Source organism: Sphingobium sp., from assembly GCA_035196065.1.
In the GTDB taxonomy this organism is placed as follows: Bacteria; Pseudomonadota; Alphaproteobacteria; order Sphingomonadales; family Sphingomonadaceae; genus Sphingorhabdus_B; species Sphingorhabdus_B rara.
On the sequence record CP136575.1, the window covers coordinates 587,259 to 611,101 of the forward strand.

General features: G+C 55.9%; 20 protein-coding genes. 11 read left to right on the plus strand and 9 right to left on the minus strand.

Annotation, left to right across the window (positions count from 1 at the left end):
- Window positions 1-52 precede the first annotated feature (52 nt).
- The 3 genes from RSE16_02755 to RSE16_02765 all read right to left on the minus strand — a co-directional run bounded on the left by RSE16_02755 (window position 53) and on the right by RSE16_02765 (window position 1,809).
- On the minus strand, window positions 53-481 hold the full coding sequence (locus RSE16_02755; GenBank protein WRH76404.1) for a hypothetical protein: 429 nt from the start codon (window positions 479-481) through the stop codon (window positions 53-55).
- Window positions 482-578: 97 nt separating this feature from the next.
- On the minus strand, window positions 579-1,280 hold the full coding sequence (locus RSE16_02760) for a hypothetical protein (protein ID WRH76405.1): 702 nt from the start codon (window positions 1,278-1,280) through the stop codon (window positions 579-581).
- Window positions 1,273-1,809 carry an RNA polymerase sigma factor gene (locus RSE16_02765; protein ID WRH76406.1) on the minus strand — a complete coding sequence of 179 codons (537 nt, stop codon included), beginning with the start codon at window positions 1,807-1,809 and terminating at the stop codon, window positions 1,273-1,275. Before RSE16_02765 ends, RSE16_02760 begins: the two co-directional genes overlap by 8 nt.
- Window positions 1,810-1,987: 178 nt before the next feature.
- On the opposite strand from RSE16_02765, the gene RSE16_02770 reads away from it, so the two are divergent.
- Window positions 1,988-3,514: a S8 family serine peptidase gene (locus RSE16_02770; protein WRH76407.1), complete on the plus strand. Its 1,527-nt coding sequence runs from the start codon at window positions 1,988-1,990 to the stop codon at window positions 3,512-3,514.
- A gap of 210 nt (window positions 3,515-3,724) precedes the next feature.
- Here RSE16_02770 and RSE16_02775 read toward each other — a convergent pair whose 3' ends face one another.
- The 3 genes from RSE16_02775 to RSE16_02785 are packed head-to-tail and all read right to left on the minus strand — an operon-like array spanning window position 3,725 to window position 6,458.
- Window positions 3,725-4,432: a hypothetical protein gene (locus RSE16_02775; GenBank protein WRH76408.1), complete on the minus strand. Its 708-nt coding sequence runs from the start codon at window positions 4,430-4,432 to the stop codon at window positions 3,725-3,727.
- On the minus strand, window positions 4,429-5,514 hold the full coding sequence (locus RSE16_02780) for an ester cyclase (GenBank protein ID WRH76409.1): 1,086 nt from the start codon (window positions 5,512-5,514) through the stop codon (window positions 4,429-4,431). The genes RSE16_02775 and RSE16_02780 overlap by 4 nt, the downstream gene beginning before the upstream one ends.
- Window positions 5,511-6,458 carry a cupin domain-containing protein gene (locus RSE16_02785; protein ID WRH76410.1) on the minus strand — a complete coding sequence of 316 codons (948 nt, stop codon included), beginning with the start codon at window positions 6,456-6,458 and terminating at the stop codon, window positions 5,511-5,513. Before RSE16_02785 ends, RSE16_02780 begins: the two co-directional genes overlap by 4 nt.
- Window positions 6,459-6,542: 84 nt before the next feature.
- On the opposite strand from RSE16_02785, the gene RSE16_02790 reads away from it, so the two are divergent.
- Genes RSE16_02790 through RSE16_02805 form a run of 4 tightly spaced genes read left to right on the plus strand, consistent with a single transcriptional unit; the run spans window position 6,543 to window position 11,047 of the window.
- Window positions 6,543-7,544, plus strand: a complete 1,002-nt coding sequence (locus tag RSE16_02790; GenBank protein WRH76411.1) for an ester cyclase — start codon at window positions 6,543-6,545, stop codon at window positions 7,542-7,544.
- The gene (locus RSE16_02795) at window positions 7,541-8,788 is read left to right on the plus strand and encodes an MFS transporter (GenBank protein ID WRH76412.1); all 1,248 of its coding nucleotides are present in this window, start codon (window positions 7,541-7,543) and stop codon (window positions 8,786-8,788) included. Before RSE16_02790 ends, RSE16_02795 begins: the two co-directional genes overlap by 4 nt.
- On the plus strand, window positions 8,785-10,161 hold the full coding sequence (locus RSE16_02800) for an L-serine ammonia-lyase (GenBank protein ID WRH76413.1): 1,377 nt from the start codon (window positions 8,785-8,787) through the stop codon (window positions 10,159-10,161). Before RSE16_02795 ends, RSE16_02800 begins: the two co-directional genes overlap by 4 nt.
- Window positions 10,145-11,047, plus strand: coding sequence for an amidohydrolase family protein (locus RSE16_02805; GenBank protein WRH76414.1), 903 nt, complete (start codon window positions 10,145-10,147; stop codon window positions 11,045-11,047). The genes RSE16_02800 and RSE16_02805 overlap by 17 nt, the downstream gene beginning before the upstream one ends.
- Window positions 11,048-11,106: 59 nt before the next feature.
- On the opposite strand, the gene RSE16_02810 is transcribed toward RSE16_02805, so the two are convergent.
- Complete coding sequence (locus RSE16_02810) at window positions 11,107-13,737, minus strand: TonB-dependent receptor (protein ID WRH76415.1); 2,631 nt, start codon at window positions 13,735-13,737, stop codon at window positions 11,107-11,109.
- A 133-nt stretch (window positions 13,738-13,870) separates the two neighbouring features.
- The gene (locus RSE16_02815) at window positions 13,871-14,611 is read right to left on the minus strand and encodes a glucose 1-dehydrogenase (protein ID WRH76416.1); all 741 of its coding nucleotides are present in this window, start codon (window positions 14,609-14,611) and stop codon (window positions 13,871-13,873) included.
- 92 nt (window positions 14,612-14,703) lie between these two features.
- Here RSE16_02815 and hisD point away from each other — a divergent pair, with 92 nt between their 5' ends.
- From hisD to RSE16_02840, 5 genes are all read left to right on the plus strand, one after another.
- Window positions 14,704-15,996: a histidinol dehydrogenase gene (gene hisD / locus RSE16_02820; protein ID WRH76417.1), complete on the plus strand. Its 1,293-nt coding sequence runs from the start codon at window positions 14,704-14,706 to the stop codon at window positions 15,994-15,996.
- Window positions 15,997-15,999: 3 nt separating this feature from the next.
- Window positions 16,000-17,001 (plus strand): LacI family DNA-binding transcriptional regulator, encoded by a 1,002-nt coding sequence (locus RSE16_02825; GenBank protein WRH76418.1) that lies wholly within the window; start codon window positions 16,000-16,002, stop codon window positions 16,999-17,001.
- Between the two features lie 111 nt (window positions 17,002-17,112).
- Window positions 17,113-18,264 (plus strand): cobalamin-independent methionine synthase II family protein, encoded by a 1,152-nt coding sequence (locus RSE16_02830; protein WRH76419.1) that lies wholly within the window; start codon window positions 17,113-17,115, stop codon window positions 18,262-18,264.
- The gene (locus RSE16_02835; protein WRH76420.1) at window positions 18,261-19,010 is read left to right on the plus strand and encodes an aldolase/citrate lyase family protein; all 750 of its coding nucleotides are present in this window, start codon (window positions 18,261-18,263) and stop codon (window positions 19,008-19,010) included. Before RSE16_02830 ends, RSE16_02835 begins: the two co-directional genes overlap by 4 nt.
- A 217-nt stretch (window positions 19,011-19,227) precedes the next feature.
- Complete coding sequence (locus RSE16_02840) at window positions 19,228-19,632, plus strand: heme-binding protein (protein ID WRH76421.1); 405 nt, start codon at window positions 19,228-19,230, stop codon at window positions 19,630-19,632.
- Window positions 19,633-19,823: 191 nt separating this feature from the next.
- Here the strand turns inward: RSE16_02840 and RSE16_02845 are convergent, their stop codons facing one another.
- A complete protein-coding gene (locus tag RSE16_02845; GenBank protein ID WRH76422.1) occupies window positions 19,824-20,540 on the minus strand; it encodes an IS6 family transposase in 717 nt (238 codons plus the stop codon).
- 455 nt (window positions 20,541-20,995) lie between these two features.
- On the opposite strand from RSE16_02845, the gene RSE16_02850 reads away from it, so the two are divergent.
- The gene (locus RSE16_02850; protein ID WRH76423.1) at window positions 20,996-23,833 is read left to right on the plus strand and encodes a TonB-dependent receptor; all 2,838 of its coding nucleotides are present in this window, start codon (window positions 20,996-20,998) and stop codon (window positions 23,831-23,833) included.
- The last annotated feature ends 10 nt before the right edge of the window (window positions 23,834-23,843 follow it).

Below are 23,843 nucleotides of genomic sequence, written 5' to 3' on the forward strand. Positions count from 1 at the left end.
CGTCTGTCCAGCCTGATCAAATCAAACCGGAACTAACGGCCACGCGATCGTATCAGGCGCCGCCGGGGGCGTCGTCACCGCCACGACCGCGACCACGTCCCCGGCCTTGACCACGTCCCTGGCCCCGATCTCGGGCGCTAGGATTATCATCACGGGCGCGGGTGGATCGGCTACGATCCCCACCGCGGTCGTCGCCAGCAGCATCATCTGCTCCACGTCCACGCGCACGGTCGCCGCCCTTGTCATCATTCGCCGAGCGATCCGCCGGATCGTCAGAGCCGCGTCCGCGGCGAACATCGCCGGGGGTGTCGTCGGCACCGCGGCTACGGCTTTTGGAGCCAGCTACGTCATCACAGCCGCGGCACTGGCGGACATGGCCTGCTGGATCATCGGCACCACGGCGCGCCATCGCGCTACCGGCAGTCAGGCTTGCAGCACCGACCACGATCGCGGCCACGCTATATTTAAAGAAATTGGTCATCAGTGTTTCTCCCAAATCAATGGCCGACCTCAATGTCGGTCGCAGCACAACGATTTGTTTTTATTTTTATTCCCCGCGGTGACGTAAAATTAGGATTTCACTCCCAGCCATCTGAAATAATTGTATTTTCTTTTTCCAGACTGAATGGATCGCTCGCCTGCAACCGCTTGTAGCCCCGATCAAGAGGCGCAAGGTCAGCCCCAGCGGCAGTACGCACGTCACCATTTTCCACATCCACACTTGACGCTGATGCTTCAGCTTCGATGGTCCACTTGCCTTTGCTTCGGCAAGCGATTCCGCTGCTTTGGTTGTCGACGGCAAATTCGCGGCAAAAACGCCCATCAGCCGCAGCAAAAGTCAGCACTGGGCGAACCTTGCGTCCTTCCTGCGAGAGCGGCAATGTCTTGCCGGAAGGCACGCTTTCCATCGCCAGCTGGAACTGGCTGTCGCGTTCAAGACCGCCGCCTCCACTGGGTGTCAATATAAGCGCGACCGCAATCGACGCTGCGATCGCTCCGCCTGCCAGTCCAATCTTCCAGAATTGCGCTGGATTGTCATTGGCTGCAGTTGTTGGCGTTGCCGGCTGCGTTTCAAGGCCAAGCCGCGCGATCATCGCTGCATCAATATTGTCAGCATCCGTCGGAAAGGCTGCGCGCAGCATTTCATCAGCGCTCCGATATACCTCCACCTCATCGCGTAGGGTCGGATCCTGCGTCATCGCCACTTCGAAACGTGCAGCCTCTGCAGCTGACATCACGCCATCAAGATAAGCAGAAATTTGTTCGTCGCGGTCAGCCATCTATCTCATCCTTCCGCATAGCGTGCCCCTGAAGCCGGCTAGCTATAGCCTTTCGGCCTCTGGCGAGGCGGCTCATCACAGTTCCAATTGGAATCTCCAGGATCGATGCGGCTTCCTGATAGGATCGGCCATCGATCACGATCAATGCCATCAATGCGCGCTGTTCATCGGGCAATGCGGCAAGCGCTTCCCTTACATGCCGAAGGTCCGACCGTGCCTCGACTATGCTGTTCCCGTCATCGCCTGACAGGTCTGCAACCTGATCAATATCAACCGATGTTCCACGGCGCGCTTGCGACCGCATCTGATCGATATGAATATTCTGGGCGATTTTGAACATCCAGCTTTCAAGGCTAGTTCCTGCCTGCCATTGCCCGAATCGCGCCAATGTTCGCTCAACCGTCGCTTGCATCAAATCGTCACCCCCATCTTCGCTGCGCGCGAGCACTGTGCAGAAACGGCGCAATCGCGGCAGAAACGCCACAATGCGTGCCTTGTGCTGCTCGGAAACTATAGTGCCCGCTTGCATGCTGATGATGGCCTAACGTTTGGAGAGATAAATTATTCCACAACTGATTTGGCGCTTGGAGATTTTGGGCTAAAATATGGTTAATTTTTTTCCTTTGCTCGGAATAGTTCTCAATTTCGAACGTTATCGGCTTATGAACAAGCCTCTTGCCAACCCCACGTTTCGCCGCGAAACTTCCATGATGACAATGAAAAAGGCTTCGCTTCTGTCGTCAATTGCTCGCGCGACGGGTCTGCTGATATTACTCGGCATAGTCCCGTCTAATGTCGCGGCTGAGCGCAGCGATCGCGCCGACAAGGCAGTGGAAAGTGCGAACCGCGCCGCCGAACGCGCCGCGAGAGATGGTGCACGTGCGGCCGAAAACGCAGCCCGTGTCACCGAACGTGCGCGGATCGATGACGTCAAGGCGCGCGAGACTGCGCAAATCCGGGAAGCAAAGGCTAACACCGATCAGACTAAGGCGGAAATGGATGCCAAAATTGATGCAATAAAGGCCAACGCCGATGCGGAAGAGAAAGCAGCTAAGGAAAGTGCTGACACCGCCGAACAGGCAGCGAAGGCTGCAGAAGATGCAGCCAAAGATGCAGCCGACGCCTTTGAAGATGCTGCACGCGCTGCCGAAGAGCGGCTAGACGACTCCCTGGGTTCTTCCGAGGGCATGCGGGATCTGGCAATTGAAGAAAATCCCGACTTTGACGATAAAGGCTTTCCAGTAAGGCGCGGCGAAATTGTCGGGATCGATGTCGACGAACGCTCACTGGCGCGTGCCACATCAGCCGGATTCACAATCATCGAACGGGCAAAGCTGCCGTCAATCGGCGGTGAAATTGTGCGCCTTGAAGCACCAAAGGGCATGAACTCCAAGACGGCGTTAGAATTTATGCGCAGAAGCGATGGCGCTGGCAGCTACGACTTGGCCCATTATTACGGGCTGCTTTTTGCCCCTCAAGGCGGATCGAAAAACAATGGCGGCGGAACCATCAAGGCACGGCCGAACGGACTAAAAATCGGCATGATTGATACCGGCGTTGCCGCACATAAGGTCTTTGCCAAAACTAAACTGCAAGCGCGCAGCTTTGCCGGGGCAGGCAAAGCGGTGCCAACCGAACATGGAACTGCCATTGCATCCCTGCTAGCAAGCGGCGGCGCTTCAACGATCGTGGTCGCTAATATTTTCGAGGGGACAGGCTCTAAGCCTTACACATCGGCTGATGCAATCGTACGCGCACTCGATTGGATGGTTCAACAACAAGTAGCAGTCGTAAATATCAGCCTTGCAGGCCCCCGGAACCGCATTCTCGACGCACTTGTGCGAAAGGCATCGAGCATGGGCTATGTCATCGTTGCCGCTGCAGGCAATGGTGGCCCTGGAGCACCGCCTGCCTATCCGGCGGCCTTGCCCGAAGTGGTCGCAGTTACGGCAGTCGACGAGAGCAGACGCATTTACCGATATGCGAACCAGGGGGAATATATACGTGTTGCTGCAATCGGGGTGGACGTTGCGGCAGCTGCACCGGGTGGCGCTACCGTGCGCCAAAGCGGCACCTCTTTCGCAACACCGCATGTTGCAGTCTGGATGGCACGCTGCACCAATCGCAAAGGCTTTGCCGCCCGGCCAGCATGTATCAAACGGCTTGAAAGCGAAGCGCGCGACCTCGGAGCACCAGGACGCGATCCGGTCTACGGTTTTGGAATTGTCCAATAGGTGCTGTCAGTCTAATCGCAACTCGTCTCCGATTGGAGCGGCTGCAGCTTTGGGCGCGCGGTCTCAGACCATGAGAGGCGGCCACTCGGCCAGTGCGGCCGAACCGCATTTCTTGTAGGTTTGGCGATCGATGATACGGCGTTCTAGGACGAAGTGGATGTAGACTGAGTGATGCCATTTGAAGGTATCGGCATACATGCAGCTCGGCGGTCACTCTAATCCATATTGGATGTGACTTCCGGTCTGCTGGGCGACATAGGCAGACCAATCCAGCAAAGTTTCTGCGCTCCCATTGCTGTTCACAACATGACTACCGAACAAGCGGATACGTCGCCCGCTGTGGTGATGCGCAGCCATTCGAAACAACACCGCAGTTGCTCCTTCCCGCACAATTGCATGTTCGAAATAGAACGTTGCGTCGGGCATGTCCTGGATCAAGCTCCGGACGGCTTCGGGCATCTCGTCTGAAAAGGCGCGGCCATTCCATGCAGAGTGCAGCGTTTGCGCGAGACCGATTGCCTCTTCTGGGAATTGCGACGGCAGTTCGGGTTCTGCTGTTGCCGCAAATTGGCCTAATCCGGCACGCAACTCTCCAATGGGCGGATGCACCGGCGGGGCAACCAAATCACGCCGGCGGTTGGTAATTTCCACCTCCCGCAATATTCGGCCGTCCTCGCGCCAAACCCAACGGTGAAGCTGCCAGTCATTGTTAGCACTTTGGACCGCCACCATGTCCCCAAGATCTAATGCTACGGTCGCTTCCAGATCCCCCACCTCTACCCATTTGGCGAGGATTGCATCGCGGCCTTTGCTTATGCTCATGCTGTCTTCGCGGATAGCCCGGTGCGAATGGCTATCGGCGAGGCAGCTATACTTGCCACGCCAAAGGGCATTTTCAAGAACGGCCAGTGCACTCATAGCCCGCCCTCCATCTGCCGCATCAAGGCAACTTCATCGAAAACGGTAACCTCTTCAGCAATTCTGCCGCCAACGACCCGCCAATGTGTGACAGCCAATATATATATGCGCTCGCCAGTTGCTGGACCGTAAAGCGCTCCGCCATCATGCGTGCCAGTCAGCGACCAACGGACGGCTATATCCAAAGCGCCGCCGGCGGCCTGGACGTGAGCGATATGGTCCACATTTATCCGGGCATCGCCAAAGCTGCCGATGATCGCAGTGTACCATCCTGTGATTTCGCCCCACCCGAACAGGCGGCGGCCGCCGGGACCGTTCCAGCGCGCAGCAGGCGAATAGACCTCTCGCACGCGTCCGAATCGTCGGTGCGCAATGATCTGATCAAATATGGCCGCGGCAAACGCATCAGGCTCTGACGCTGCATCGGGAATTGCATGATCTGTCCACCCCGATCGCGGGACATCCAGGATGGCCTGAATGTTTGTCTGCCGCCAATCCGCACGCCCCTGACCCTTGGCCCTGTCAGCTTCCGCATGAAGGCGCGCAACCGCGCGGGGATGATAGCCCAGCTGCAGTGCCATATGGCTGTAATCGCGGACCAGCCACTCCTCTATGATCAAGTTGGCCTTGCAAAGGCAATCCGCGATCGTGGTAAAAGTTATTCGCTTCCCGGTTGCCGGACCAAGTTCGGATGCGCCCAGATTGGTCGCGCTCGATGTGATGCGATGGGAAGACAGATAGCTCCCCTCCCCCTCATCGGACCAGATCACCGCCTCACCTGTCAATGTGCGGTCCGGGAAAGCTGAAAGTGTCCGAGCAGTCCCTGAAATCACACCTTCCATTCCGAACGTCGGTCCGGTCATCATGTGCACGGCAATGTCGCTACTGTAATGCGTCGCAATCAGACCTACGTCCTTTTGTTCCCAGATGCGATGGGTACAGCGCAGAATATAGTCGACAATGTCGGCATATTCGGGATCAAATCCCGGAATATGCTGCCGAGGCAAGCCTTGCGGTTCGAGAATTTGGGTAATGTCTCGCCCGCCGACATTGGGAATTGCACCGGATGACATGCTGTTCATGCGCCGACATGGTAGATTACGGCACCCTCGTCCGTCATTAGTAAATGACGAAGGCCCACTGGAACGGTAATCGTATCGCCCTGGCCAAGGGTCTTGGTGCCAAAAGCCCAACTGAATTCGACACTGCCTTCATGCACGAACAGGACGCGCGGGGCCGCCGGTGCTTCGAACTGATCGCCATTACCGGGCGCCAGGTCAATTCTTTGCATGCGAATACCATTGGCTGCATGCAAAGGGGCGCCTGGTCCCATCAAGGCACGCCTGCCTGCCCCATCGACCTGCGCTGCGCGCCAGACGACCGCTTCCAGTTGTTCCGCAGTCGGGATAGCCATCGCGGCCACTTGCTCGGGACTGGTACGTGGCATCGGGGCGATATCAGCAGGCAATTGCTGACCTGCTACTGTATCGATCAGGCTGCCATTTTCGAGAAGCACCAGACCATGTTCTTGTGCCATGTCAAAAACATAGGGCGCCCAGAGTACACGACCCGGATCGTCTTCACCGAGTACAACCCAAAGAAAGCCGGTATCGTCCCCGATATTGGTGAAGCCGCGGAACAACCCGGTCGGTACAGAAATCACGTCGCCTGGGCGGATCACGATGTGCGCATCATCGCCATGTTCTCCGATGTTGATCTGCCATTCGCCCGAATGCACCAAGAAAATCTCTGCAGTCTCATGGCTATGCTGCGAATTTACACAGCCGGGGGGCTGGCGCGCACCGCCGATATTGAAGCCATGCGCTTCAGCAATATGAACATGCTGGTCGGGATTTTCTGACACACCCGGACCGATGATCGTGAAATTCTCCTTCTTTTCCGAACCCGGCGTGCGGGTATCGATGAATGCGTTGTAGCAAGGCATCAGATCAGCATAGCGAACGATCCGCGCCTCTATCCGTTCCGGGGTCCACATATCATCATTCACTGGGGCGGCGGTCGCCATAAAGTTCCTCTCAATCGACTTCAATTAGGGGGTTTACGGACTTTGCATTCGAAGTCAATATGACGGCAAAGAGGAGAGTTCGAAATGCTAGACAAAGCATCTTATTGGTCAACGATCACAAAAAATGCTTTTCTTGCAGATGGTTATTTGGATTTGTGCGCGCAACTTTACGCGCCCAACGCTGCCGTGCATGTATCAGCACCAGTTGGCGATCTGTCCGGCACCGATGCCATGGCTCAATCGTTATGGCAGCCGCTGCTCGCTGCGATGCCCGACCTTGAACGACGCACTGATATCCTTCTATCGGGAAACTTCACCAACAAGGCGGGCGAAGAGGGTCAATGGTTTGCTTCGACCGGCTTTTTTGTCGGCCATTTCGAAACGCCCTTGTGGAACATAGCCCCGACACTGCGTCCGATTTGGTTGCGCTATGGCTGGTTCGACCGCGTCGTTGGCGACCATGTCGTCGAGAGTTATGTGATCCTCGATCTAGCCCGCTTCCTTATCGATGTAGGTCAATGGCCACTTGCGCCGCAACTTGGTCAGTCGCAATGGCCTGCGCCGCTAACCCAAGACGGAGTGGCGCTTAACGCTGCAGACGCGGTTGAAAGCGACAAGAGCCTTAAGCTGGTCGAGGCGATGATCGGCGGACTAATGCAATATGATGGCCGCTCACTTGCCAGCATGGGCATGGTACGTTTCTGGCATCCGCAATTTCATTGGTACGGTCCGGGTGGGATTGGCAGCGCGCGCGGGCATCGTGACTATGAACGTACGCATCAGGGACCCTTCCTTGCGGCATTTCCCGACCGTATCGGCGGCAATCACAAATGCCGGATCGGCGAAGGTGCCTATGTCGCCTCAACGGGCTGGCCCAGTATCAATGCCACGCATAGCGGCGACAGCTGGTTAGGACTTCCGGGCACAGGAAAACGTATCACTATGAAGGTTATGGATTTCTGGCGGCGCGACGGCGATTTGCTGGCGGAAAACTGGGTGTTTATCGACATGGTCGATCTATTGGGGCAGATCGGCGTCGATGTATTCGCGCGGGTCCGTGCATTGAACGGAGCGAATATCAAATGAGCAAAGTCACGAATTCGCAAATGATCGACGCAAAGGATATTGCGCTGACCCGCAGAGTAGGTGCCCTTGCTTTCTTACTAGTTGCCTATTTCTTTTACGCTTGGTCTTGGAACACCGTCGATATTTTGCGTCCCTACATCAAGGAATCGCTCGGGCTTACAGACTTAACGGCGGGCTCCGCATATACCATTCAGTCCGCAGGTGCGATTGTAGGCGCAGTGGTGATGGGCCAGATCGCAGACAAGATCGGTCGACGTAACGCACTCGTAATTTCAATGTTTGGCTATGGCGGCTTCCTCCTAGCGGCCTTATTGGTCACAGATTACACCACGTTGGTCATGCAGCGCGCGGGCCTTGGTTTTTTCATGGGATCAATGTTTCCCATTGCCGTCGGCATCTACTCGGGACTTTTCGGGCGTGATGTGCGCGGGGTGATCGCAGGATTTGTGCTAGGCACTTACAATGTGGCGGTCGCGGCTTTGGGCTTTCTTTCAGCAGCCGCATTCAAGGCCGGCTATGACTGGAAACTTCTGCTTTGGGCAGGTGCAGTGCCCATGTCGATTGCACTCTTTGCATTCTTCGTCATTCCCGATGACCGACGTCTGATTCCCATGGATGGCCTTAATGACGGGCAGGCAACCGCAAAGTCGGCATTGCCAATTGCCGAATTGTTCAAACCCGGCGTTGCCAAGCAGACCATCCTGCTTGCAACGATGACCGGTCTCAATTTCTTCGCCTATCAGGCCTTTACCGGCTGGGCCTCAACCTATCTTAAAGAAGATCGGATGATCCCTGACACAGTCGTGGGCGATGTGCTGGGCTGGCAATTCATAGGTGCCGCAGTCGGCGGGTTGGTCTGGGGTTATGTCAGCGATCGGCTGGGCCGGCGCGCGGCTGCATGGGGCTTTGTGGTAGCAGCAGCGCTGATCCCTGTTTACCTGTTCGTCGAGATGCCTATTGGGTTGCTCGAACTCACAGGCTTTCTCTATGGTGTTATGCTTTCGTGCAGCGCGATCTGGGGACCCTGGCTGTCCGAACTTTATCCGGCGCATTTACGCTCTACAGCGGCATCAATTTTCAACTGGGGTCGAGTAATCAGCATGATGGCACCGCTGGTCACTGCTCCCTTGGCTGAAGGCTTTGGCCGCGCCCCCGTAATGAGTCTGGCCTCGGTCGCGTTCCTCGCCGCTGCCATTATCTGGATGCGGCTGCCTGAAACCGTAAAGCCGCTTGGTCAAAGATGATTTCAATTCTTGACCTGTTCCGCATCGGTATCGGTCCATCCAGTTCGCACACTGTAGGACCGATGCGGATTGCACGCCGCTTTGTACGCCATCTCCATTCAGACAGGAAACTGAATCATGTCGCGCAGTTAAGGGTTTCGCTGCAGGGTTCACTCGCGCTGACAGGGGTCGGCCATGGCTCGGTCGAAGCCGTCATTCTTGGTCTGTTGGGCGAGCACCCATCACGCATAGATCCCAATGCCATTCCAGGGTTGCTTGCCAAGGTTAGTTCGACCCAACTGCTACCCCTGCCCCATGGCCCCACTATTGGTTTTGAACCGAAGCGCGATATCCTGCTGGACGCACATGTCATGCCGGAACTCCACCCCAATGGCATGTTGTTACAGGCGTTTGATGCAAGCGGCGCTCTTGTCAGCAAGGAAACCTATTACTCGACTGGCGGCGGGTTTTATGCGTCCGAAAAACAACTTCGCTCGCCCGTCCCCAACGACACGATCGGTGCTATAGCAGAGGCTGTCTACGCTTACGCTTCAGGAGCCGAGCTGCTTGAGCTGTGCGAACGGGAAAACAAAGCCATTGCAGAAATCGTCCTGGCCAATGAGGATGAAATTCGTTCGCGCGCAGATACGATCGCCGGGCTTGATGCAATTGTGGCAGCCATGCTTGGTTGTATCGACCGCGGCTTGAATACGTCTGGTATCCTGCCCGGCGGCCTCAATGTCCGTCGTCGAGCGCCGGAAGTTTACAACCGCTTGGTCGATGGCGTTGGCAATAATGAGGCGGAGCGGTTGCTTGACTGGCTGAACGTTTTTGCACTCGCAGTTAACGAAGAAAATGCGGCGGGTGGCCGCGTGGTCACAGCGCCCACCAATGGTGCCGCGGGCATTGTCCCCGCTGTACTCAAATATTATGCCTGCGCCGAAGGCAAAGGCCCCGAGGTTGCGCGACAATTTCTGCTAACGGCAGGCGGCGTCGCTTTGCTCTACAAGATGCGGGCCTCAATTTCGGGGGCGGAAATGGGCTGCCAAGGCGAGGTCGGCGTTGCCTGCTCAATCGCAGCAGCAGGGCTTGCCGCAATCTGGGGTGGAAGCCCGACCCAAGTAGCCAGCGCTGCCGAAATTGGCATGGAGCACAATCTGGGTCTGACTTGCGATCCGGTAGGGGGGCTTGTGCAAATACCCTGCATCGAACGCAATGCTCTGGGTGCAGTAAAGGCGGTGAACGCCGCACGTCTGGCTCTGCACAGCAAGGAACGCCCCAAGGTTTCTTTGGATCAGGTAATCGAGACAATGCGCCAAACTGGGATTGATATGTCGTCCCGCTATAAGGAAACGTCGCAGGGGGGACTTGCCGTTAATGTCATCGCCTGTTGAATTGCCTAGCCGCATTGTTGATGCGCATCACCATTTATGGGATTTGAAGGCGATCAACTATCCTTGGCTGATGGCAAAGGGAGAGCGCAGATTTTTTGGCGATCCGACTCCTATCCAGAAGGACTATCTGGTCGGCGATTTCCGTTGCGATCATGATAGTCTATCAATTGTCAAAAGTGTCCATGTTCAAGTTGGGGTAACGCCAGAAGATTCACTGCTGGAAACGCGTTGGCTACAACATCAAAATGAGACCCATGGATTGCCGAGTGCAATAGTAGCCTTCAGCGATTTGACGGCAGTCGATATTGCAGATCAACTCGAAGCGCATGCGCAGTCTCTTACGTTCCGCGGAGTCCGACAGATTGTCGGGCGCAGTGCAGAGGAAGATGCCAAGACCGGCACCGGCTCTTTGCTTGCAGACCCTCGCTTTACGGAAGGTTTGACCGAGCTTTCGCGGAGGGGTCTGTCGTTCGATCTTCAACTGCTGCCAACTCAAATGACTGCGTTTGCCTCACTTCTTGAAAAACTCCCCAACCTTAAGGTGGCTCTTTGTCATGCTGGAAGCCTCAGCAGCGAGGAGCAATTCGACATTTGGAAAGTGGGCATTGAACACTTGGCTGCATTACCCAATGTGATCTGCAAGATTTCGGGATTTGGAATGTTTGATCCGGACTGGACTACATATTCCACCAAAGCGAAATTCGAGGTGTTGGCTGATAGGTTTGGACCAATGCGTATCGCCTTTGGGTCCAACTTCCCGGTCGAAAAGCTCGCGTCAGATTATACCAGCGTCTGGACCCGGTTTTCTGAACTTACCTCAGACTTCAACAAAGATGATCGGGCCATGATGTTCGCTGGAACGGCAGAACGGTTCTATCGGATTTAGACCTAAGAAAAAGGGCGGCCCTTAGGACCGCCCTTTCATGTTTGGTTGATGCAAAGGTATCAGAACTTAAAGCTGCCGATCACACCCCACTGACGAGGCGGAGCATAGCTTGCCTGCAAAGCGCCGCCGCCGCCCCAGACGAAGCGGTTGGCTGTCGCCTCATTGGTGACATTGTTGACATAACCCTGGATCGAAATGCTGTCATTAAACGCCAACGTCAAACGTAGGTCGATTTTGCTGTAGCTTTTCTGCTTTTCCAGGATCGAATTGAAAGGCTGCCCGAACCATGATCCCGAATATGATATTGCGGCATATGGCGTAAGCTTCATTTCACCGCCCAAGGCGATATCATAGGATGCGTATACCGACCCCATTGTCTCTGGCGAATAGGGAATATGGTTTCCACTAATATCGCAACCGTAAGCCGCCGCAGGCTGGCCTGCGCCGCCGGTACCGGGGACTAAGCCACAATTATAGCCCGGGGCAAACACACGCCGCTGGCCTGCAGGTGCGATGGTCACGCCATTGACGACCGTTGCCGTAAGTTGGGCAGCATCGGCAATCAATATGCTGGTACCAAAAGGCGCAGGCACGTCAGTATATTCGGTATATTTCGCATTCAGATAAGCGAAGGTCGCACCGATTTGCAGTGCATCCGTCGGCTGCCAGATCGCCTCCAGTTCGGCACCATAAGAACGCGCTTTACCGCTGTTCTCGATGATCGACAGCGTGGTTGCGCCCGCTGGCACCTGACGCTGTTCCTGCAAGCCTTTATACTTGTTGTAGAACAAGGCCAGATTGAGCTGGACTGTGTTGTCGACGAAGCGGTTTTTGGAACCGATCTCAAACGCAGTCACGGTTTCCGGATCAAAAGTCGGCGTCAACGCCGCCTGGTTCTGTCCAGAGTTGAAACCACCCGAACGGAAGCCGGTTGAGGCTGATCCATAGAGGAGGTTGTCGTCGCTCATCTGATAGTCGACCGCCAAACGCCAAGTCGCCTTCTTGAACTTTGCGGTGTCATAGGTTGCGCCAGTCAGTACAGCTGTATTTGCAGCCAGACACTGGAAACCGGGGCGCGGCGCAGGAAGCGACGTATATGTACAATTTGTAGGTGCGCCTTGCGTTCCAAAAGCGCTGTCAGGGATTGGACCTGTGCGCAGAGTAATTGCGGTGCCCTGGGGAACTGCTGGCGTCCCAGCGGTTGGCAGGATTGCATTGGCATTGGCAAAGGCAAAGTCCTTCGTATCCACCGTGTACCGAAGGCCTGCTGTCACCCGCAGCTTTTCTGTGACAGCATAGCTCGCCTGCGCATAAGCCGCGATAGACTCGGTTTCGGCGCGCTGCTGATCATAAAAGCCGCCACCGTTTGCAGCGAGGTTTAGGTTCGGCGAAACATTTCTGATGATACGGGAAAGCTGTTGGTTGATGAAAATTCCCGTCAGCTTGTCCTTGAAATAATAAGCGCCCAGTACGTAAGTGAGCGGGCCGCTGTTTTCGCCAGAAAGCAATTGCAATTCTTGGCTGAACGTCTTTGCGCGGGTGTCTTGGAAATCGATGCCGATCTGGTTGCCGGAAAAGTCGGTGTCCGATGTGCGGATCGCACCAAAATCCGTGTAACCAGTGATGGATTTCAGCGTAACTCCGCCAAAATCATACGCAAACGTTCCGGCCCATGCCTTGTTCTCAAGATCGAGCACGGTAGGTTGGTCGGTATCAATCCGGTAAGGATCGCCGGCCGCATAAATGGGAATGCCCAAATCACTTCCCGCAGCCGTGCTTGCACCTGGAAGCGCATCATTTACGCCATCACGGTTACCGCCGCGAGTGTTCAGTACAACCGGCGTTGCGTTGTACAATTGCTGACGACTGTTCACATCGAAATAGCTGCCAACGAGCTTGTAGCCAAAGGCCGAGCCGCCTGCGCCAGTGCGTTTTGAATAGTCGAATTTGATAGAAGCGCTGAACGCGTCATTCGGTTGCAGCAACAAAGTGCCACGAACATAGCGGTTATTGTCGTCGAAAAGATTGTTACCAAGCGGATTGTCGTTTTTAACGTAACCGTCTGACTTTTCGTACGAGCCTGCTACTCGAAGCGCGACCGTGTCACTAAGTGCAGCATTCACATATGCGTCGGTACGGAAACGGCCAAATTCACCAACGGTCACATCGAGGCCGCCAAAATAGCCTTCTAGCGATGGCGCAGCTGTGACGACTGAAATGTTACCACCGAAAGTATTCCGGCCATAGAGCGTTCCCTGAGGGCCGCGCTGCACTTCAACCCGTGCAATGTCGACAAATCCCGTCGTCGCCTGGCTGGCGCGCGATTGATAAATGCCATCAATAAAGAAGCCGATAGTCGTATCGCCGTTAACGCCGACATTCTCCGTCCGCACGCCGCGGATAGCTGGGCGTGCGTCGGATCCTGAACGACCAAAGGTAAAGCCTGGGACCTGTCCCTCAAGTCGCGAAATATCGTTCGTCCCCCGTTCTGCCATTTGTTCGGCTGTGAGGGCGGAAATCGAAATTGGAACATCCTGAAGATTTTCTTCGCGCCGCTGCGCAGTCACAACGATTTCTTTAATGCCTGCCTGATCCTCATCGGCTTGCTGCGCAAATGCAGGCAGTGCCGCGAAGTTCGCAACTGTAGTGGCCACACCTAGGAGCAGTGCGGACTTAATCGGACGCTTCATGTTCGGTTCTCCCCTTAAAACAACGGTCTTAAATCCGGTGAACTTTAAATTGACTGCGAATGCAAGAATAAAATGACTTCGAATGCACAGCGCGGCAATGCGTTGCAAATTCGCCACGGCTCGCAGCGACAGATTATTGCGCGGTCCAGCCCCCGTCGACCAGCAGGCTGGTGCCAGTCACCATGGCAGCTGCCGGCGAGGCGAGGTAAAGCACTGCATCTGCAACATCCTGTGGCTGGCCAGTTTTGCCCATAGGTATCATACGTTCGACAAATTCCCGAAAGTCAGGATCGGCTAGCATCGGCGCGGTCATGGGTGTTTCAATAAAGGTCGGCGCGACAGAATTTACCCTTATACCGTGTGGAGCCAGTTCGACCGCCATCGCCTTGGTCAAGCCTTCAAGGGCATGTTTGGTCATGCAATAGACCGTGCGCCGCGGACTTCCTACGTGTCCCATCTGGCTGGTAATATTGATGATTGCCCCACCGCGGCCCCTGCGCAGCATCGATTGGACCGCAGCTTGGGCAACCAGATAGGCACTGCGGACGTTGAGGTTAAGCATCCGGTCGAGCACATCGGCAGTCACTTCCGCCATCGCTAACGGCGTATTGGTCCCGGCATTGTTCACCAATATGTCAAACTCGCAGTCGGCCAGTGCCTCCGCAAATCGAGGATCAAGAATGTCAGCTGTCCAGCTAGTTATACGCGGATGTCGATCTGCAAGATCGACCAGTGCTACAGGATCTCGCGCTACCGCAACAACATTGGCTCCTGCATCTGCTAGGGTCAGCGAGATTGCCTGTCCAAGCCCCTTGCTGCCGCCTGTGACTACGGCTTTCTTTCCCGTCAGATCAAACCGTTCACCTGCCACCATCTACCTCCCAAAAAACGTCTTTGCATTCGAAGTCAATTTTTGTAGCCTAGGCATAATTCACCCCTTTGAAAAGATATAGAGGAGCAAGTTTCATGGCCCGCTTTCTGAAGACCGGCATTACCGACGATGCCGCGGCCGAGGCCGATGCGCAGGTTCGCGCAATCGTTGAAGAAATTATTGCCGATGTCAAAAAGCGCGGCGATGAGGCCGTACGTGACTGGTCACGCAAGTTTGACAATTGGGCGCCTGCAAGCTTTCGCCTCAGCGACGAACAGATAAGCGCAGCATATGATGAACTTGATGCGCAAACCATAGAGGATATCCGCTTTGCGCAAACGCAGGTTCGCAATTTCGCTCAAATCCAGCGCGATGCATTGAAAGATGTCGAGGTTGAAACGCTGCCCGGCGTCATCCTGGGGCACAAGAACCTGCCTGTGAATTCTGTTGGCTGTTATGTTCCTGGCGGCAAATACCCCTTGGTCGCATCGGCTCATATGAGCGTGGTGACCGCCAAGGTCGCAGGCGTAAAGCACGTGATTTCAGTCGCACCTCCCTTCGAAGGCAAGCCCAATCCGGCAATCGTCGTGGCGATGCACATGGCGGGTGCGGATGAGATTTTATGTGTTGGCGGCGTTCAGGCCGTCGCTGCAATGGCATTAGGCACTGAGACGATCCAGCCGGTTGACATGATCGTAGGCCCGGGCAACGCCTATGTTGCCGAAGCAAAGCGGCAGCTTTTCGGGCGCATTGGCATCGATCTGCTTGCTGGACCTACCGAAACACTGATCATTGCCGACGAGGAAGGTGCCGATGGCGAATTGTGCGCCGCAGACCTTTTGGGGCAGGCCGAGCACGGGCCCAATTCGCCGGCAGTACTGCTGACCAATTCGGAAAAGCTGGCACGCGAAACGATGGCCGAGGTCGAACGTCAGCTGACGATCCTTCCAACGGCGCACATCGCCTCTAAGGCGTGGGAAGATTATGGCCAGGTAATCGTATGTGACAGCTACGAGGAAATGGTCCAGGTCGCAGACGATATCGCATCCGAGCATGTGCAGGTGATGACGCGTGATCCCGATTATTTCCTCAACAATATGACGAACTATGGCGCGCTGTTCCTCGGCTATCGCACCAATGTTTCTTATGGCGACAAGGTGATCGGTACCAACCACACGCTGCCGACCAAGAAAAATGCGCGCTTTACCGGTGGCTTGTGGGTTGGCAAATTCATCAAGACATGTACCTATCAACGCGTTTTGACCGATGAGGCGAGTGTGATGGTGGGGGAATATTGCAGCCGGCTGTGCGCGATCGAGGGGTTTGCCGGGCATAAGGAACAGGCCGACATCCGCGTGCGCCGTCTCAGCAAGAAAAAGGCTGCCTGATCGATGCAGCGCCATCGCGCAACTTCATATGACGTAGCCCGCCATGCAGGCGTGTCGCAATCTGCGGTATCGCGCTGCTTCAAGGAAGGAGCAAGCATCTCTGCCAAGACGCGGGAGAAGGTGCTCGCTTCCGCGCGGGAGCTAAATTATTACCCCAATGCAATCGCCCGCGGCCTGATTACCCAACGATCCAACCTCGTTGCGATCATCATCTCGAACCTCACCAACCTCTATTACCCGGAAGTGCTGTCACAGCTGACGGAACGTCTTTCACAGCATGGTATTCGGGTCTTACTTTTTACGCTCGCGGCCGAGTCAGACGTCGATCAGGTGCTCGACCAGGTTTGGCAATATCGGGTTGATGGTGCGATCGTTGCCGCTCGGCTTGATCCTTCGCAACTGGCCGGATTTGCCGATCGCGGCGTACCTGTGGTTTTGTACAACCGTGTCGGCGAAGACGTCCCGGTGGCGAGTGTATGCTGTGATTCTGTTGCCGGGGAAAATCTTCTGGTCGATGCATTGCTCGCGCACGAGCACCGCAAATTCGGAATCATCGCAGGCCCTGAAGACAGTTATGTCGGCGAAGAGCGCGTCAATGCAGCGATCCGCCGATTGCAGGGGCATGGTGCAGACTATGTACTTGTGCGCGGCCAGTTCGATTATGTCAGCGGCGAGACAGCGTTGAAGGACATCATGCGTCAGACCGGCGGCAAAATCGATGCCGTCATATGCGCCAACGATCTGATGGCGGTCGGCGCCATCGACTGCGCGCGTGCACATTTTGGCCTTAACGTTCCCGACGACATCTCGATCGTTGGTTTCGACGGGGTCGGACCTGCGACCTGGCTGTCCTATCAAGTGACAACAATCCGCCAGCCGGTGCGGCGGATGACAGAGGCAGCGGTTTCCATGTTGATTGAGCGCATTGCATCGCCCGAAACCTCGCCGGAGCAGCGGTTGTTTGCAGGTGAGTTGCTGTCGGGCAATAGCGCTCGCCTCGGATGAACCCTCCGCCCTTTGTGCTCCTGCCGGGCAACATGATGCCGCCGAAACAGCCTGACGCGACGAACGCCAAAATCGCGAATTGGATTTCCTCAAATAAAAGAGAGATTTGCCGTGCCTGACCGTATCTTGACTACCCATGTCGGCTCCCTGCCCCGCTCTGCAGCAGTTACCGAGCTTGTTTTTGCTCAGGAGCGGGGGGAGCCGGTCGACGAAGCAGAGTTTGATCAGGTAATCGGAGCCGCAGTTGACGAAGCGGTTCGCTTGCAGGTCGAAAGCGGCGTGGATCTAGTTTCAGACGGCGAAATGTCGAAAATCAGCTATGCCACCTATATCAAGGACCGCATCACAGGCTTTGACGGAGACAGCCCGCGTACGCCACCCAAAGACTTGGAGATGTTTCCTTCCTTCCTCGAACGGCAGGCAAAAGGCGGCGGCACCCCGACCTATCGTCGACCCAAATGCGTCGGCGAAATTCGACCCAAAACACTTGCGCCGCTGCAAGCTGACCTGACGCATATGAGCAAAGCCATGGCGGCATACAGACCGGTTGGCGGCTTCATGAATGCAGCATCTCCAGGGGTCATCGCACTGTTCCAGCCCAACGAATATTACCCAACGCAGGATGCCTATTTAGAGGCTCTGGCAGAGGCCATGCGACCAGAATATGAAGCGATCGTCGCTGCCGGCCTATATCTGCAACTCGATAGCCCAGATCTGGGGCTTGGTCGCCACATGATGTACAAAGACCGCAGCGATGCGGAATATCTGCAACTGATCGGCGGCCATGTCGACGCGCTTAATCATGCGCTGCGCAATGTGCCGGCGGACCGCGTACGCATGCATGTCTGCTGGGGCAATTACGAAGGACCGCATTGCTGCGATGTAGAAATGGGCGTTATCCTGCCGACCCTGATGCAGGCGAAACCGGCAGGGCTACTGTTCGAAACCAGCAACCCGCGGCACCAGCATGACTGGAATTATTTCGCCGAAATGACGGACCTAATACCCGAGGACAAGGTTTTGATCCCGGGAGTGATAGACAGCACCACCAACTTTATCGAACATCCACGTGTCGTTGCTGAGCGGATCGAGCGCTTCGCATCGATTGTTGGGCGCGATCGGGTGATCGCCGGCACTGATTGCGGCTTTTCGACATTTGCCGGATTTGGCGTGGTTGATCCCGCTATTGTCTGGGCCAAGCTAAAGGCTTTGAGAGACGGCGCAGAGATCGCCAGCCGCAAACTCTGGGCGACCACCGCATGACCTTCAAGCAACGCATAGCCGGGCATGAACCAATGCTTGGTACTTTTGTGAAAACGCCGCATCCACACATCGTTGAGGTGCTGGCGTCCACGGGACTAGATTGCCTGTGTTTGGATGCTGAACACGCCCCGTTCGACAGGCGCGATCTGGATCTGTGCATCTTCGCCGCGAGGGCCGCCAGCATGCCAGTGATCGTCCGGCCGCCGTCTTCTGCACATGAGCAGATATTGAATGCGCTTGATTGCGGGGCCGATGGCGTACTGGTGCCACATGTCCGATCTGCAGAAGAAGCCCGGGCTGTCGCAAAGGCCGCGCATTATGGTGCGGGCGGGCGTGGCTATGCCGGCAGTAGTCGGGCGGCAGGCTATGGCAGCATTGCGATACCCGAACATCTGGCCAATAGCGCGGCGCGATCAATTGTAATTGCCCAGATTGAAGATCTGGAGGCGCTGGACCAGATCGACGCAATTGCTGCCGTCGAGGGCATCGACGCACTCTTCATCGGCAGGATCGATCTCACCATCGCGCTCGGCTGCACAGACCCCGATGACCCAAAGGTTGTCGAGGCATTGGACCTTATCATCGCTGCCGCCAAAAATTCCGGACGTCCGGTTGGAATGTTTACCTCGAAACCGACCGATGCCGCAATCTGGCGCGACAAGGGGGTCAGCCTTTTCTTGTTGGGTTCTGACCACGGCTTCCTCAGAGGCGGCGCTGCAGGCTTGCGGCAGCAATTCCTGTCCTGAGAATTCCAAGCACAAATTTTGAGTGATTACGATGTCATGCGCAACGCCTGCACAAACGACTTGGTCTAAAATATGGCCGCCAATGATTTGTGTCGCAGTGGCAGGACAGGACACGAGCGCGACGACTGAGCCTACGGCAAAGTCAGGATGGCATTTTCACGAATTTGATACTCGCGGCTGAACGGCCAAAGTGAACAAATTTCATAGGAGTATTCTTATGCAGAATATCTTTTCAATCGGACTCGAAGAGGCCAAAACCATTGCCGCTGCAGCGCGCACCAAAGCGGAGGCCGAAGGGTGGACCGTTGTAATCGCTATTCTCGACGCAGGAGGGCATCTCATCCTGCTCGAGCGCGCTGACGGAACCCAATTAGGTTCGATCCAGGTCGCACAAGACAAGGCAAAGACCGCATTGATGTTCAAGCGTCCATCTAAGGCGCTCGAAGAGGTGGTGCTCTCGGGCAAGGTGCATATGGCGAAGTTAACTGGTGCGCTACCTATTGAGGGGGGTCTGCCATTGGTTATGGATGGCGCAGTCGTTGGTGCGATCGGCGTTTCTGGCGTGCAGTCATTTCAAGATGGAGCGGTGGCGCTTGCCGGCGCAGCGGCGTTGGCCCCTTAGAGCGCTTCGTTTCCACCCACTCCGCAATCTACAACATCTTCGCTGTCCAACGTCACCTCGTCTCCCGCAAAACCATGCGCACCTCTCGAGCGGCAGCATTTGCCGAATGGGGCGCTGCGTCCGAGACGGTGCTGTCAGTCTAATGCGAACTTGTCTCCAGCAAACGTAGTTGGGGCAGGGGGCGCGTAGCCTCAGGCCGCAAGGTTGCTCCACTTGGCAAATGCTGCCGAGCGTCGTTCCTTGTAAGTTTTTCGGTCGGTGAGGTGACGTTCCTGATTGAAGTGGTTGTGGAGCGAGGCGTGGACTGACGCGAACTTTTGGAGTGTCTTCATTTGCCTGAACCGGAGCATTGCCCGCTCTCGTCGTCGGAAGGGCAGGTGGCTGTTCTCGACCCGGTTATTGGCCCATCGACCGATTTCTTGTTTTGCCTCACATCCAAGGTCAGTCATGGCGGCACGGTAGGATCTGAGGCCGTCGGTTGTGATTGCTGCAGGCGCCCCGTGACGCCGCAGCGCCTTCTTCATGAATGTGAGAGCGGCCGCTTTATCGCGGGTTTTGGTGATGTAGCTCTCGAGGATTTCGCCTTCGTGGTCGACGGCGCGCCAAAGGTAGACCATCTCACCGTTCAGTTTGACGTACATCTCGTCGAGATGCCAACGCCAGTGCCGAACTCCACGCATGGCCTGCACCCGCTGGCGGCGGATGTCGGCCGCAAACATCGGCCCGAACCTGTTCCACCAAAACCTGACAGTCTCATGGCAGAGGCCGATGCCGCGCTCGAACAGCAGATCCTCAACGTTCCGCAGCGACAGGGGGAACCGCACGTACATCATCACGACTAGGCGGATGACTTCGGGAGATGAGTTGAAATAGCGGAACGGGCTAGCTGGTTTTCTAGGGCGTGGCATGCGCAGCGGCTACCGGTCAGTCGCCGAGAGCGCCAGCCGGTGCATTTGCTTTGACAGCACCAATTGTAGACCTAATAAGATATTGAATCTGATATATATTCAGAGAAATCGGACCAACTTTAACAATTCCCTGATTGGCGGAGTTGTGGCTTTGGAGGGGGTTTCAGGCCATCGGGGAGCAAAGGGACGTCGCCTAACTGGAAAGAGCCGGCATCAACCTGGCAATGCTTCTGCACTGGTTGAACAAGCTTTATGCGGAAGGAGGAAGCGCAATAACTTGCCTTCACGGGGCGAACCGAGGCCTTAACATGTACAAGTGGTCGACGATGATAAACTATAACAATCTTGCATGAACCAATCGGTATAATTCATAACATTGCATAACTAGTACTCGACATCCAACGATCGCAATGTCTTGGGAACGGGCAAGCCGTCCCGCGTCAGGGAGATCGAAAATGAAGGGGTTCATGTTGCGCGCGAGTACCGCGCTCATGTTGTCAATGTCTGCAGGGCAATTCGCACCTGCCTTTGCGCAAGATCAAGCGGGCGACACTGAAGAAAACGCCAAAGCAGCCGACACGATTACGGTAACCGGCAGCCGCATCGGGCGGAAGGACGCCACCTCGGTCGGGCCTCTGACCACTCTGACCGGAGAAGATATTGCGGCCAGTGCCCCGACCTCCGCCGGCGATCTTCTGCAGGCAATGCCTAGCGTTGGCGTCAGCCTCAACTCAAATGGCACGCAGGGCACTTCATTTGGTGTTAGCTCGATTAACCTGCGGTATCTCGGCTCGGCAGAAGGCAGCGGCAACCGCACACTGGTGCTGGTCGATGGCAAGCGCTGGGTCAATGCGGTCGGCGGTCGCGGTTTTCGAGACTTTGTCGATCTCAACACCATTCCTCTGGGCATAATCGACCGCATTGAAGTGCTAAAGGACGGCGCGTCGGCAATTTACGGCGCAGATGCAATTGCCGGCGTAGTGAACATACAGACCAAACGCAAAATTGACGGATTTGAGGGCAATGTGCGCCTCGGCATTTCCTCCCGCGGCGACAGTCAGAACTATTCGGGCTTTCTCAACTATGGTCGCGATTTGGGCCAGGGGTCCTTCCTTGTTTCGGCCAGCTACAATGACAGTCGGCCCATTCTTACATCCGACCGAAAAATTTCGGCGCGCGCGCTGACCCCGTTGACCGCACCACCAACATCGCCGCAGGGGCTGTATGTCCTCCCCGGTCTTACATCGAATGCCTTTTTCGGAACGCCTGCCAATTTCGGCAACAGCGCCGCCAATGCGTTAACCCGGGATGTGGGCATCACGAGCATTGGTACAGGTAATACCGCAGACAATGCCTTTCGCGTCGCCCGCCTTCCCGGCGACGATTACAACACCATGACGCAAGGCCTTTACGCCACCGGACCAAGCAAGCGGTTCGGCCTTTTTGCGAGGGGCGAAGTCGAATTATCGGATGGCATCAGCCTTCGCGTCGAAGGGCTGTACAATTATCGCAGATCAAGCCAGTTGTTTGCGCCCTTCCCACTCGACGTGCGCGGGTCGAACGGGTTCCGGATTTCCGCAGACCAAGCGTTTAATCCGTTCGGCACCGCCAATGGTGTTCCTCTAGCCAATGCGCTTGCATTTTCAGGCAGCACATTCCGCATCCAACGTGTGCCCATCGAAGTCGGCAATCGCGACAACCAGCAGACGGTCAAGACCGCGCGCCTGGCGGCTGGCCTCGAAGGGTCTCTCGAACTTGCCGGCGATTGGAAATGGGATGCCTTCTTCTCATGGTCGCGCAACCGTGCCGATTTTAATGCAATCAACCAAATCAATCTCGAAAATGTTTATCTCGGCCTGCATTCGCCTGCGCTCTGTTCGGCAAGCCAAGGCTGTGTCCCACTCAATATTTTCGGCACGATCACACCTGAAATGGCGAATTACATCAGGTACAACGCTAAGGACGAGAATGGCGCGAGCCAATATGACTTCACCGTCAATCTTTCGCGCTCTCTGTTTGATCTGCCTGCTGGCCCGGTGGGCTTTGCAATGGGTTACGAATATCGCAAGGAATCGGCCTATGATCGGCCCGATGCCTTCGCAGCAACGCCTTCACTAATCCTGCCACTGGTCAGCGGTGCGCGGCAAAACCCGACCACAGCACAGTCCCGCGACCCCACGGTGGGATCATATGACCTGCACGAAGGCTACGCCGAAATAAGCGTTCCTCTGCTTGCGGACGCCCCTGGATTCTACAGCCTCGATGTCGATGCTGCCACGCGCTATTCGCATTATTCGACCGTTGGCGGCAAGCTGACATCCAAATTCGGGCTTGCCTGGCGCCCGATCGAGGACATCCTCGTTCGCGGCACCTTCTCGCAAGGGTTCCGTGCACCGTCGATCCTCGAACTTTATCAAGGTGCCCGCCAAACAAACTTTCAGGGCACGGATCCTTGCAATGGCGGCGGCGCAGGTCTTGTTGGCTGCGCAGGCATTCCGACCAGCTATAATCAAAGCCAGTTCAATGCCGGCCTGATTGCCGGACTGGTTGCTGGCAACCAAAATCTAAAACCCGAAACTGCGACGACATGGTCCGCCGGACTTGCACTGACGCCCGGCAACTTTACCTTCACCGTCGACTGGTTCAAAATTGATGTGAAGGATGCAATCGCCGCTCAGACCGCCACGCAGATCCTAACGACCTGCGCCAATAGTGGCAATTTCTGCGATCTTGTAAGCCGTGCGTCGTCGGGCGAAATCACTGAATTACGGCAAGCAGTTGTCAACCTGAGCCAGATCGAGGTCTCGGGCATCGATGCGACTGCCCGGTATCGCGCTTCACTTGGCACCGGCACGATAGAAGCGTCAGTCGACGCCTCCTATCTGGACAGCTTCCGCACCTTCATCCCCCAACCAAATGGCACGATTATCGTAGACGAACGCGCCGGCAAGTCGGATCAGCCCCGATCGACTTTCCCCCGCTGGAAAGGTCAGGCGAGCCTGCGCTATTCGGCCGAAAATTGGACGCTGGGATGGAAGACCCGCTACATCGGATCCAGCGACGATATTCCTGGCAATGCTGTCAATGGGGGCAAGCTGAGCGAGGTCTTTTACCACGACGCGCAAATCGCTTTCGACGTGAACGACGGCGCTTACAACTTTGCCTTCGGTATCGACAATATATTCGACCGCCAACCGCCGGCATCGGCAGCGAACAATCCGATCAACTTCGACATCTACACCTATGATATTCGGGGCCGCTACATGTATGTTCGGATCGGGACAAAATTCTGATCTCTGATAG